At 43.0% G+C, this 13,179-nt stretch carries 11 protein-coding genes; 5 read left to right on the top strand and 6 right to left on the bottom strand.

The features are described 5' to 3' along the window. Positions 1–57: 57 nt before the first annotated feature. The 6 genes from R7P80_RS03995 to R7P80_RS04020 form a co-directional block, all read right to left on the bottom strand. Positions 58–558, bottom strand: a complete 501-nt coding sequence (locus R7P80_RS03995) for a YfbU family protein (protein ID WP_005378446.1) — start codon at positions 556–558, stop codon at positions 58–60. A 136-nt stretch (positions 559–694) separates the two neighbouring features. Further along, positions 695–1,360, bottom strand: a complete 666-nt coding sequence (locus tag R7P80_RS04000) for an energy-coupling factor ABC transporter permease (RefSeq protein WP_203345772.1) — start codon at positions 1,358–1,360, stop codon at positions 695–697. A 154-nt stretch (positions 1,361–1,514) separates the two neighbouring features. After that, entirely contained in the window at positions 1,515–2,255 is a 741-nt protein-coding gene (gene pflA, locus R7P80_RS04005; protein WP_005378444.1) for a pyruvate formate lyase 1-activating protein, read from the bottom strand. Positions 2,256–2,466: 211 nt separating this feature from the next. After that, positions 2,467–3,444: a lipid A deacylase LpxR family protein gene (locus R7P80_RS04010; protein WP_213970504.1), complete on the bottom strand. Its 978-nt coding sequence runs from the start codon at positions 3,442–3,444 to the stop codon at positions 2,467–2,469. 153 nt (positions 3,445–3,597) lie between these two features. Then, on the bottom strand, positions 3,598–5,874 hold the full coding sequence (gene pflB / locus R7P80_RS04015; protein ID WP_225491477.1) for a formate C-acetyltransferase: 2,277 nt from the start codon (positions 5,872–5,874) through the stop codon (positions 3,598–3,600). Positions 5,875–6,177: 303 nt separating this feature from the next. Next, positions 6,178–7,725 carry a DUF3360 family protein gene (locus R7P80_RS04020; protein ID WP_005378441.1) on the bottom strand — a complete coding sequence of 516 codons (1,548 nt, stop codon included), beginning with the start codon at positions 7,723–7,725 and terminating at the stop codon, positions 6,178–6,180. A gap of 454 nt (positions 7,726–8,179) precedes the next feature. On the opposite strand from R7P80_RS04020, the gene R7P80_RS04025 reads away from it, so the two are divergent. The 5 genes from R7P80_RS04025 to R7P80_RS04045 all read left to right on the top strand — a co-directional run bounded on the left by R7P80_RS04025 (position 8,180) and on the right by R7P80_RS04045 (position 13,047). Continuing rightward, positions 8,180–9,655: a 54K polar flagellar sheath protein A gene (locus R7P80_RS04025; protein ID WP_115385845.1), complete on the top strand. Its 1,476-nt coding sequence runs from the start codon at positions 8,180–8,182 to the stop codon at positions 9,653–9,655. Positions 9,656–9,919: 264 nt separating this feature from the next. Continuing rightward, entirely contained in the window at positions 9,920–10,690 is a 771-nt protein-coding gene (locus R7P80_RS04030; RefSeq protein WP_005378438.1) for an ABC transporter ATP-binding protein, read from the top strand. Positions 10,691–10,773: 83 nt separating this feature from the next. Then, positions 10,774–11,544 carry an ABC transporter substrate-binding protein gene (locus R7P80_RS04035; RefSeq protein ID WP_005378437.1) on the top strand — a complete coding sequence of 257 codons (771 nt, stop codon included), beginning with the start codon at positions 10,774–10,776 and terminating at the stop codon, positions 11,542–11,544. Positions 11,545–11,625: 81 nt separating this feature from the next. Next, a complete protein-coding gene (locus R7P80_RS04040; RefSeq protein ID WP_005378436.1) occupies positions 11,626–12,366 on the top strand; it encodes an ABC transporter permease in 741 nt (246 codons plus the stop codon). 3 nt (positions 12,367–12,369) lie between these two features. Continuing rightward, positions 12,370–13,047 (top strand): ABC transporter permease, encoded by a 678-nt coding sequence (locus tag R7P80_RS04045; RefSeq protein WP_005378435.1) that lies wholly within the window; start codon positions 12,370–12,372, stop codon positions 13,045–13,047. Positions 13,048–13,179 lie beyond the last annotated feature (132 nt).

A 13,179-nucleotide genomic window follows, 5' to 3' on the forward strand; every position in this document is an offset into this window, starting at 1 on the left:
TGTGACAGGGTAAATAACAAGGAGAGCGGGCGCTCTCCTCATTCTTAGATGACCATTTTATGCGCTGAAGATTTGCGCTAGTTCGTTTTCACATAAATGATACTGACGAGGGCAGTTACGCCAAGTTTGCAGCATACGGCGGTATTTATCTAGCATCGGCATTTGGCTGTTAAAGTGATGATCTGCCTTGTCAAACTGAGGGTACAAACCTTCAGAATCGATGAGAAAACGTACGTAATGTACTTGTTGCGCTTCTGAAGCGATATCAAATCCCAAGAACTTCAAGCGACGTTGATCCACGTTGCTGCGATCTTCATCGTCTAGCATGTTGTAAGATTCTTGCATCGCATGATACATCTCCATAACGTCGATGATCTCACGACATTCTGCTTCTGAGAGGCAGCCGAAATCTTTGTTCAACTCTCGCATTTGTAGTTCATAACCACGTTCAACGATCGTTTGTAAGCGTTTGTATTTGGCCGCATTACTTGGATCAAGTTGAGACATAAGGTTGTATTGGTTTGATAGAATCAAACGTTGAGCGTTTGACATTTCCATGGTGACCTCACTAGATATCTAATACATTTTTAATGTGCTTAGGTTAACGCTTAAGACATGAGTGAAACATGATCTCAACACATATTTAATACTAAAAAATGGCAAGAACTGTCACTTTTGACCAGTTTGAAAACACTTATTTACGGTAATGATTGTATATGTAGTCTCGGTCTGAAAATACTCTCAGCCACTCTGGCTTGAATACGGTTAAAACCGCCAGTGCCATACCATTTAATAGACCTTCTGGAAAGGCGAGCAACGGCACAAAAACAAAGTAGTTATGTTGAATGGTTTCCCAATCGTAGTGACCAACTGATAGGTGATAAAAAGAGTTAATGATGAGGTGCAGACTTCCTGTTATCGCGCCATTGAAAAATCCAGCAACGAAGATGAAAACAAAAATGTTTCGTGGCAAGTAGTGGTAACTCAGAAGAAACACTAAGTAACTAATGAAAATCGGAATTAGGGCAGATAGAACTAACGACGTGGGTAAGAGTAGCAAGGACACATCATGTAGTAGGTGGTTGACCAACATAGCGGGAATGCTGAGTAGAAATGCCATGCGCCAACTATACATCATCGTCAGCGTTGTTAGTGCAAGAAAATGAATCTGTAATCCTTCTTTTACACCTGCTTGAGCGGCCCATAAAATACTGAAAAAGAAGAGCGTTGCAAAAACGAGGTGCTGAAATCCTTTCTCTTTTTCCAGTTTTGGCCAAACGACTTTTTTCCAATCTGGTAGGCAGTAGACTACTACTATCCAAATTGAGACAACAAGAGAGCCTAAGTTAAACAAATCCATGTTACTTCCTTCCTATGCGAACATGACGCAATCATTTCTATCGTTCTTTTTATACCTAAATGACCGCAGAGAAACTCACTGATAAGGCTTAGATATAATCAAAAAAATACCAGCAATAAGCTGGTATTTTAAAGAGGTTAGTCTTGCGGTTCACTTAGTATTTTACGTTATCGTTGTATTGAGCAAGAATGGATTGAATTTCATCCATGGTTTCTTTCGGTGGCGGGTTTACGCCTTCGAGTGGGTATTCTAAGCCTAACGCTTCCCACTTATGAGCCCCTAATTTGTGGTAAGGAAGTAACTCGACCTTTTCGATGTTATCCATGTCTTTAATAAATTCACCAAGCATGTGTGCTGCTTCTGGGTCATCTGTGTAACCAGGCACGACGACATAGCGAATCCATGTTTTCTTTCCGATTTTTTGCAAGTAACGAGCAAAGTCCAATGTGCGTCGGTTGGATACACCGATGAGATCTTGGTGCACTTCGTCTTTCATGTGTTTGATGTCAAGCATGACTAAGTCTGTTGCATCCAGTACTTCATCGATAACATCAGTGTGCTTACGAACATAACCGTTAGTATCTAGACATGTATGAATGCCTTCGGCTTTAGCAGCGCGGAAAAAATCACGTACGAATTCCGGTTGAAGCATCGCTTCGCCGCCAGAACAAGTAACGCCACCGCCTGATGCATTCATGAAGTGGCGGTAACTTTTCGCTTCGGAAATGATTTCTTCAACCGTGACTTCTTTGCCATCATGCGTGTCCCAAGTATCGCGGTTATGGCAATACTTACAGCGCATTAAACAACCTTGCAAGAAGACGATAAATCGAATACCAGGTCCGTCTACGGTACCACATGACTCAAATGAGTGAATACGACCAGCTGTTGACATCTTTTGCTCTCATTACTAGTAAATTCTAGCTGTTATTTTATTACAAAAAGCAGGGTTAAAACAGCTTTGTCGGTACTAAAGGCAAGGTTATTTGAAGAAAGAAAATAGATGGAGCCAATCTACATAAACGCTTGAACACGAGGTGGTTAATACCTACCCCGAGAACTTGCCGTGTATCTAGATTGACTTCGATGCTGGGATAATCCAGTTTTTAGAAAAAGGCGAACACGGAGAACGAGCCTGTCCCATAAACATCGGTTTGGGCTTCTTCATAATCCGGTGTTTTAATCGTAAAGGTGATGCTTGCACCGTAATTTTGGTTGTACCAAGATACCCCCGCGACGGCACTTGCTTGCCAATTTTGCAGTGTGACGTCGTATGGCGCTGACGGTTCAGGAATGCCAGGACGATCTCCTTCGATAGTCATGTCATTAAAGCGGTAACGACCTTCAAACCCGGTGAACAAGAACCAACTCGACGTGCTCTGAGCGATCATACTTGCTGAAAAAGGGCTTTCGACACTGATATTGGCGGCTCCGATGCTATTCGCTAGGTTTGTACCCCAACGAAACATGACGCCTTGAGAGACATCACTACGGAAGTTACCCGCATTGATGTCGTTAATGTTGGTGATCTCCCATTGTGTTTTTTGTTCTTCGCTGCGCATCAATTTGTTAAATACGCGGTAACCAAGGCTGAACGCAACTTTATCTTCAATCTGGTAATCCCAACCTTGAGGGTCCGTCGATCCTGTTATGCCGTGAACGATTTCTTGCGCCTTTTCTGATAGCGAACTTTCACCCGTAGCTCCTATGGTGAAATTGTACCGTACAGCTTTGTCACTCGTTAGGGAAAGGTAGTTGATTTCGGTGTGTAGGTAACCAGCATATGGGCGATCATTGATTAGTGGATAATCGGCTTCAATGTCGCTTGGAGTCCACATTTTGTGGCCAAGAACCAACTCTATTTTATCGATATTGGCGTGCTCTGAGTTAGCTAGACTCAGCCATTTCCATTGGCTTTCTTGTATCAGTTGGCCTGTCGCGTAAGAAAGGAAAACACCATTCGTATAGTCTTGATCGACGCCAAAAATACCATCGTTGTCGATGGTAAAAGAAACCGTAGACTTAGTGGATGCTATTGCAACTGGAGAAAGAAGGGTAAGAATAATTAATTTACTAAATCTCATAGACTTTATTTGCTAACTTTTTTCGCATCATACGTAAGAATGCGGGCAAAAGTCTTTCGCGATATCACAACTTTCATTCAAGAAATAAAAAAAGGCTGATGCTACTTAGCATCAGCCTTTGTTGTATTACTAGAACGTTATTTCGCTATAGTCTTATAGAGACTCAGTGAATGTACGCGCGATTACGTCAGCTTGTTGCTCTGCAGTTAGAGAGTTGAAGCGAACAGCGTAACCAGATACACGGATTGTTAGCTGAGGGTATTTCTCTGGGTGCTTAACTGCGTCTTCTAGAGTTTCACGGTTAAGAACGTTCACGTTTAGGTGTTGACCACCTTCGATACCCGCTTCGTGGTGGAAGTAACCATCCATCAGACCAGCAAGGTTAGCGCGTTGTGAGCCCTCATCTTTACCTAGTGCGTTAGGTACGATAGAGAATGTGTAAGAGATACCATCTTGTGCGTCAGCAAACGGCAGTTTAGCAACTGAAGTTAGTGATGCTACAGCACCTTTCTCGTCACGACCGTGCATTGGGTTTGCACCTGGAGCAAATGGAGCACCAGCACGACGACCATCAGGCGTGTTACCAGTTTTCTTACCGTAAACCACGTTTGAAGTGATAGTAAGAATTGACTGAGTAGGGATTGCGTCACGGTAAGTCTTAAGCTTACGGATTTTGCCCATAAATACAGAAACAAGTTCACATGCAATGTCATCAACGCGTGGGTCGTTGTTACCGAATTTAGGGTAATCGCCTTCGATTTCGAAGTCGATTGCTAGACCGTCTTCGTCACGAATTGGCTTAACTTTTGCGTATTTAATTGCAGATAGTGAGTCAGCTGCAACAGATAGACCAGCAATACCACAAGCCATAGTACGTTTAACGTCACGGTCGTGTAGAGCCATTAGTGCCGCTTCGTAGCTGTACTTATCGTGCATGAAGTGGATAGCGTTTAGTGCAGTCACATATTGTTTCGCTAGCCAATCCATGAAGTGGTCCATTTTCTCCCACAGTTCATCGTAGTTAAGAACATCGCCTTCGATCTTAGGCATTTGCGGGCCAACTTGGATTTTTAGCTTCTCATCCACACCACCGTTGATGGTGTAAAGCATTGTTTTTGCAAGGTTCGCACGAGCACCGAAGAACTGCATTTGCTTACCAACAACCATTGGAGATACACAACATGCGATCGCGTAGTCGTCAGAGTTCATGTCTGGACGCATTAAGTCGTCATTTTCGTACTGAATAGAAGAAGTATCGATAGATACTTTCGCACAGAACTTCTTGAAGCCTTCAGGTAGTTGCTCAGACCAAAGAACAGTGATGTTTGGCTCTGGAGAAGGACCCATAGTGTATAGTGAGTTTAGGAAACGGAAGTTTGTACGAGTAACTAGCGTACGACCGTCAAGACCCATACCACCCATAGACTCAGTTGCCCAGATAGGGTCGCCAGAGAATAGATCATCGTACTCAGGAGTACGTAGGAAACGAACCATACGTAGTTTCATTACGAAGTGGTCGATCATTTCCTGAGCTTGTTCTTCAGTTAGCTTACCAGCCGCGATATCACGTTCGATGAAGATGTCTAGGAACGTAGAAGTACGACCTAGAGACATAGCCGCACCGTTTTGAGATTTAACAGCAGCTAGGTAACCGAAGTAAGTCCACTGAATAGCTTCTTGCGCAGTTTCAGCAGGACGAGAAATATCACAATCGTATTTTGCAGCCATTTCTTTGATTTGACCTAGAGCACGGTGTTGCTCTGCGATCTCTTCACGAAGCTGCATTGTCATTTGTAGGTCTTCGCCGTTCTCAAAACGCTCTTGTAGAGAAGAGAACTGCGCGAATTTATCCTTCATTAGGAAGTCAATACCGTATAGAGCAACACGACGGTAGTCACCGATGATACGACCACGACCGTATGCATCTGGAAGACCAGTCAGTACGCCAGATTTACGACACGCCATGATTTGAGGAGTGTAGATATCGAAAACGCCTTGGTTGTGAGTTTTACGGTATTCTGTGTAGATTTTTTTAACTTGTGGGTCTAGCTCGCGGTCGTAGGCTTTGCATGAACCTTCAACCATGCGGATACCACCGTTAGGGATGATCGCACGTTTTAGAGGAGCGTCAGTTTGAAGACCTACGATAGTTTCTAGGTCTTTTTCGATGTAGCCTGCATCGTGAGCAGTGATGGTAGAGATAACTGAAGTATCAAAATCAACAGGAGCGTGAGTCGCGTTCTCTTGTTTGATGCCTTCCATTACCTTAGCCCAAAGCTTGTTAGTCGCTTCAGTACCTTCAGAAACTAGGAAAGATTCGTCGCCTTCGTACGGAGTGTAGTTCTTCTGAATGAAATCACGAACGTTTACTTCGTTTTGCCAGTCGCCTGCAGCAAAACCTTCCCAAGCTTTAGCAAATTGCTCTGCCATGACATACCTACCTTTTTAGTAGAAAAAAATACGTACTGCTTCGCCGTTGAGCCAGCTATCCCCAGATAAAAGAGGGGAACAGTACACTCTTATGAATAACAATATTTATAGTCTTAAATTTACGTATTCGATTTACAAAACTATAAATATTGTCACTAGTTTTAACGTTTCTCTTTTTAAGCAACAGTTAGAGGTTAAACTAAAATTTTTTTGCAAACCTTAAACTAAATCAATAAATCCTCAAAAATCTCGATAAAAATGGGGTAGCGACGAGCGCTACCCACAAATTTCTGGACTGCTAGCTTATAGCCAAGCTTGGATGCCATACTGGCCTTCAAGCATACCAACTGCAAGCATAGCAACTAAACAGATAACAAGTACGCTTACTGGGATCACAATCTTGTCTACAAATGATAGGCGAGACGCGCGCTCTTTATCTCCAATTAAACCGTTGTTATCTAAAAGCATAGTTAGTGCCCAAGCTAGAACTGGGTTAACAACGGCAGAACCAAAGATACAAATGCCTGCTGCTTGTGAGTCTTTCGAGTCCTTCACCATCTGCATGCCAGCTTCAAGCAGTGGTAGAGATACACCAACGAGAAGAGCAACGCGCATAACTGGAGGCCATACTGCAACGTCCATAGGAAAACCAAGGATTGCAACAATAATACATAGAGAGCCTAGTAAGATGGCACCAGCAGGAATAGGGCGTTTCGCGATTGCAGCAGGGATCATGTAAGTCCCCCAAGATGATGTGATGTTACCACCACCCACTGCAGTACCGACCATTTGGCGAACGGAACACATTGTCATTGTGTCATCAACGTCCATCAGCACTTTCTCACTCTTACGTGGGTAGTTCATCTCTTGGAAGATACGGTGACCCAAGAAGTCAGGTGACCACATTGCTACCGCAAGAATGGCGAATGGTAGAGAAGCGATGAAGTGTTCCATATTAGGAAGACCAAGCATCCAACCTTCTTCTGTTGAACCCCACCAGTAGATTGGATTTAGGTTTGGAAGGCCTGTCTCGGTTACGAATTTAATATCGAAGCCTGCGCCAAGAGCAAGTGCGATTGCAAGCCCAGTGAAGGCACAAACAGGGATCGCTAGCCAGCGTTTGTTCACTTTAGCAAGGAACGCGTATAAGCCAATGGTAACCGCAAGAACAATTAGACCGATGTAACCCATGCTACCAGCGGCAACCGTATCGGATTGCAAACCAACAGCCCAAGCTTGAATAGAGTTAATTTGGCTCATGGTTCCGGTTAAACCTAGGAAAATAAGAAGGCCACCAGCCGTACCTTCAGAGGTGAGGTTAACCAGTTTTGACCCACCTTTTAAGAGGCTCAAAATCAAACCAAACACACCAATGAGAATTGCTAATGCAAGAGGGTGAGCACCAGCAAGAGCGATGGTACCAATAAGAGGGATCATTGGGCCGTGGTTGCCTGCTAGGTTGGCTTTAGGGTTAATAAAACCAGAGGCAAGTACACAGAAAAGAAGTGCAGGGATGAGCATTTCTACACGCGCAACTTCGATAGCAAAGTCCTTGCCTAAGTTTACGTGGTCCCATGCTGCAGTAAGACCTTCAGCCCAAGACATCATTACCGCAGAGTACATTGCGATAATACCGATAGTACCAGCAAGCGCTGGAACAAGGTCTTCAAGCTCAAAGCGGAAGTCACGACCTGGCAAGTTCAAGCCAAAACGACGTGGCTTCATAATTTGTAGTTCGTGGTCTAGGTAGTCTGAACGGCTTGCGAACTCAGATGCTGGACGATGAAGCTCACGGTAGCTCTTGGTCTCGATATCTGAATCAGAGTGCGTTTTGTTAACTGCGTCTGACATAGATTCCTCATATATTTAAAAGTTATGAATTCTTCATTCAATTGTGTTAGTCCGCATCCTGCGGCACGCTTATGCTAGCTATTATTAGATTTGTTACACGTCGACACTGTGCCTAAGCATAGCTAATAACTTATTGTGTTGAGGCACAAAAAAAAGCCTCATCTTTTGGCAGGAGTCTAGCAAGATAGCCATTTAGGGTGATTGATTTAGATCACTTTAAGAATGGTTGTGAAATAAAACTACAGAAAGTTTCTGGCATGCGAATGAGATGCGGAGATCTTGTGTAATTTCATTACACAAGTTGCATAAAATTAGAACTTTTTGTCCTTTTGCACAAGATGCAGATTAAATGTCAATATTCACGATGATTATATAAAGCTGGCTTTATTCTTGCTTTGGACAGAGCAAAGACAATTTTTTGGCTAATCATTGCCGCTCAGTTTAGGAAAAAGACATGAAACAGCTTAAAGTACTGCCACTAGTGGCAATCATCTCAGGGTTAATGGTCGGTTGCGGCGGCGGTGGCGGCGGTGGCGGTGGTGCAGCGCCGAAAACTGCGTTTACTTTTGATTTTGCTATACCAGCAACAATGACTGAAAGTGAAGCAACTACGAAAGGTTGTACTGTATATGACCACAAAACTGAGCTGAACGGCGATAAAACGGTTTTAACCTACAGTGCAGCGTCAAAAGAGCAAGTGACCAACTATGTTATCGGTTACTACTCTGATGCAGATGGCAAAAGATCCGGAGACATTATCAAACCTACCACTGATAACTTTAAGTTTTATCTTGAAGATATCCCTGACGGCGGCTTTATAACGTTTCAAGCAATAGAATTTAACGGCAAAGAAGCTCGCGTAAACACGTTTTCAAAAGAGTTCTTGGAAGATAAGAAACTACGTAATGCTACTTTTGCACTAAACCGAGACTCTTTGAACAAATGCTTTACTGGCGGTAACTTAGCAAGCAATAAGTTTACTAACTTAGATTACCGAAATGCTGAATCAGGTGGCGGAGATTACAACTTTGTCTCGCAAACCGATATTTTCACGTCTCCGAACCCTGATATGTTGCCTACTGATGAACTGATGGGGCTTAAAGGTGAACCAACGGCATTGTTTCAGTATGAATCAGGTTCAAGCGACAAAGCGCTTTACCAATATGGTATTGGTTCGTGGGGAACTGGTGAGATAGCCTTAGTTAGAGCGGATAATACGTCAAACATTTATTCGTCTTCTGACTATACTTACGACTCGCTCAACATTGGCTTTGTTACTAACGGCTTTGCATATGACGCGTTGAAGCTGGATAAAACGGCCGTTGAATATAATCGCCCTAGTGCAACGAATAAAGAAACTTGGGTATACATGGCGTTCTCAGAGAATCAAGTTAATGGTTGGGAGTCTCTACTTAACGAAACGATCTCTGACGGGTGGGATATTGACGTTGATCCGAGTGCTTACTTAAATATTGATAACCTGCCGAACACAAAACCAAGTGTATCAACGCAAGGAAGTGCAGAGTCCGTGATTGATCTGGACATGGGCTTAACATCGTCTACTGAAGGCTTTACTCGTGTCGCTTACTTTGCAACTTCAGGCGACTACAGAGTCACACATCGCATTTTCACAACAAGTGATAGTGATTCTGTTGTTGTTCCTGAATTGCATTACTACAACTTCCCAACATCGGCCGTTAACGGTTTGAAGGTTTCAGCTTCGGACGATTTTAATCGCACTGCTTTAGTAGTGAATGAAGATAGTAATATTGATTCTAAAGTTTTCATGAGCTTCTTCTCCAATGGTGAAGCGTCAGAGCCTGAACTAGATGAAGACCTAGATGGCATCATTACTTCTGAAAAAGAAGGCTTAGAAAATGAGGTGACATTACGTACTTCAAACTCGTTGGTAGTCAGTCGTTTTAATTAATTCATTGCGACCTCGAATAGGTTTCAATTAACACTTTTGTAAATTTATTAAGCCCCTTTGAAAGGGGCTTTTTTATATTTAATATTCAACTTTTGAAGAATATGTTGCTATATATTGCATATTAATTTGTCTATCGTATCTTTCTATTTGAATTATTTAGGTTAATAATTTGTTGCAAGTTTCAAAGGGCGGTGCTAATTTGTTCCGAATTAGAGAGGGCGGAGTCCCTTAATTGCAGTGACAAAAACACAGGGAGTAGGGCGCATGAATGATGTACCAGCGCTAGATATAAAAGACCTGCACAAAACATTTGGACAAAATGAAGTTTTAAAAGGCATTTCACTTGCCGCGCACAAAGGAGATGTTATCTCCATCATTGGCTCTTCCGGCTCAGGTAAGAGTACCTTTCTCAGATGTATCAACTTGCTAGAAACGCCTACCGCGGGCGAAATTTGGGTAAATGGTGAATTAATCCAAATGAAAAACAACAGAGCAGGTGAATCTGTTCCTGCTAATGAAAAGCAAGTCCAACGTATTCGTTCACGCCTGGCAATGGTTTTCCAAGGTTTCAACCTCTGGTCTCACCTAACCGTACTAGAAAACGTGATTGAGGCGCCTGTTCATGTCTTAGGCGTGCCAAAAGCTCAAGCGATTGAAAATGCAGAAGTCTTGCTTAAGAAAGTAGGCTTGTATGAGCGTAAAGATTATTACCCTGGGCACTTATCTGGCGGCCAGCAGCAACGTGCAGCTATTGCCCGTGCGCTAGCAGTTGACCCTGAGGTGATGTTGTTTGACGAGCCAACTTCTGCGCTTGACCCAGAACTTGTAGGAGAAGTTCTGGGGGTAATGAGAGATTTGGCAGATGAAGGGCGAACTATGCTGGTGGTCACGCACGAAATGGCGTTTGCACGTGACGTATCAAACCATGTGATGTTTTTACATCAAGGCTTAGTGGAAGAACAGGGAAATCCAGCTAAGCTATTTACAAACCCGGATTCAGAACGATTACAGCAGTTTATCTCATCCATTTACTAATATTTGTTAGGCGGCAGACTATTGCCTCCTAAGCCAACACAACAAACAAAACGAAATAAAATAGCAATCACAGGAGTATGGAAATGAAAAAGTGGTTATTAGCAGCAACGATTGCTGCAACGGCAGTATCAGGTGTTGCCCAAGCGAAAGAATGGAAAACAGTTCGCTTTGGTATCGAAGGTGCTTACCCTCCGTTTAGCTGGACAGAAACTGATGGCTCAATAAAAGGCTTTGACGTAGACATGGCAAATGCACTCTGTGAAGAGATGCAAGTGAAGTGCAAAATCGTCGCTCAAGATTGGGATGGTATTATTCCTTCTCTGCTTGCACGTAAGTACGATGCCATCATCGCAGCAATGTCTATCACTGAAGAGCGCAAGAAAAAAGTCGATTTCACTGGCAAGTACGCACAAATTCCAAATAAATTTATCGCTAAGAAAGGTGCGGGTCTAGATTTTGATAATCTTAAAGATGTCAAAATTGGCGTGCAACGTGCGACGACACATGACAAGTACTTAACTGACAACTACGGCGATGATGTTGAAATTGTGCGTTATGGCTCTTTTGATGAAGCGTATCTTGATCTAGAAAATGGTCGAATTGCTGCCGTTTTAGGTGATGCGTCTGCTCTAGAAGAGGGTGTGATCAACAAAGCAGGTGGCGAAGCTTATGAGTTTGTTGGACCATCGTTAACCGATCCAAAATGGTTTGGCGAAGGTATGGGTATCGCTGTTCGTAAACAAGACAAAGATCTGACGAAGAAACTCGACGCAGCAATTATTTCACTACGTGAGAAAGGTGTTTACCAAGAAATTGCTGGTAAATACTTTAACTACGATGTGTACGGTGAATAAACCGTAATTAAGCGACCGTTGGCTTGTTCCTAGAAGTAGTCAACGGTCGATTTTTTGAGTTTAGGGATTAGGAACTCACCTATGCTAGATTTACAAGGATACGAAGCTTCGATTTTGAAAGGAGCTTTAGTAACAATAGAAGTTGCAGTGCTTTCACTCATTCTCGCCATGGTCTTAGGCATGCTTGGCGCATTAGCTAAGTTAGCACCTTACAAATGGGCAAGGGCGATTGCCACTCTTTACACCACAGTCATTCGCGGCATTCCAGATTTGGTTCTGATGATGCTAATTTTCTTTGGTGGACAAATACTTTTAAATAACAGCCTTTACTCCATCAACGAAACGCTCAACGAGTGGTTTGCCTCGAGTGATCCAAACCATGAATGGACGTCTTACTTACCTGATTATATTGATGTCAGCCCATTTATAGCTGGTGTACTCACGATTGGTTTTATCTTTGGCGCCTACATGGCGGAGACTTTTCGTGGAGCGATCATGGCGGTGGACAAGGGTGAATTAGAAGCGGCGAAAGCTTATGGGATGAGTTCAGCTTTATCGTTTAGAAGAATCTTGCTTCCTCAGATGATTCGTCATGCATTACCTGGATTTGGTAATAACTGGTTAGTGTTACTTAAGACCACAGCGTTAGTTTCCATTATTGGTCTGGATGACATGGTGAGAATGAGCTCATTGGCAGCAGGTACGACCAAAATGCCGTTCACCTTTTACATGGCTGTCGCGCTCATCTTTCTATTTTTTACCAGCGTTTCGACCGGGCTACTCAAGCTTGTTGAGCGTAAGTTCAGTATTCATGCGAGGTAAGTTATGGACTTTTCTTTGATTATTGAAAGCTTTCCAACTTATCTTCAGGGACTTTGGACAACAGTTTGGTTAGTGGGATTAGCGTTGGTTATTGGCTTGTGTGTCTCTATCCCATTAGCCGTGGCACGCAATAGTACCAATTACGCTCTAAGCTTACCTTCTTGGGGATTCATTTACTTTTTCCGTGGAACGCCGCTATTGGTTCAGCTGTATTTGATTTACTACGGCATGGATCAGTTTTTCCCTGTGAAAGATACCTTATGGGAGAACGCTTGGTTCTGTGCTTTGGTCGCTTTTATTCTTAATACATCGGCTTACACCGCAGAAATTATTCGTGGTGCGATTAATGGTTTGCCGAAAGGTGAGGTGGAAGCTGCGAAAGCATATGGCATGAGTAAGTTTATGACATACAGACGTATTATCTTGCCGAGTGCATTGCGTCGAGCATTACCAGCTTATTCAAACGAGGTCATATTTATGCTGCACGGAAGTGCAGTCGCGGGCATCGTTACCATCATGGATTTAACTGGTGCTGCGCGTCTAGTTAACTCGCGCTACTATGCACCATTTGAGTCTTTCCTGACGGCGGGGCTGTTCTACATGGCACTGACGTTTATGATCTTGTGGTGTTTCAAAGTGGCAGAGAAGCGTTTCTTAGCTTATCTGCGTCCTTTAAGCTAATTATCAATAGAGGCAATAGCATCGGAGTGGGTGCTATTGCTTTTGATAATTTTGTTATCTTCATTCCTATTTTTCCAGTCGATGTAAAAGACTCTTTCTTATTATTCATCAACTTACATTAACATTCGGTAA

The organism is Vibrio sp. 2092 (assembly GCF_033339635.1).
GTDB lineage: Bacteria > Pseudomonadota > Gammaproteobacteria > Enterobacterales > Vibrionaceae > Vibrio > Vibrio alginolyticus.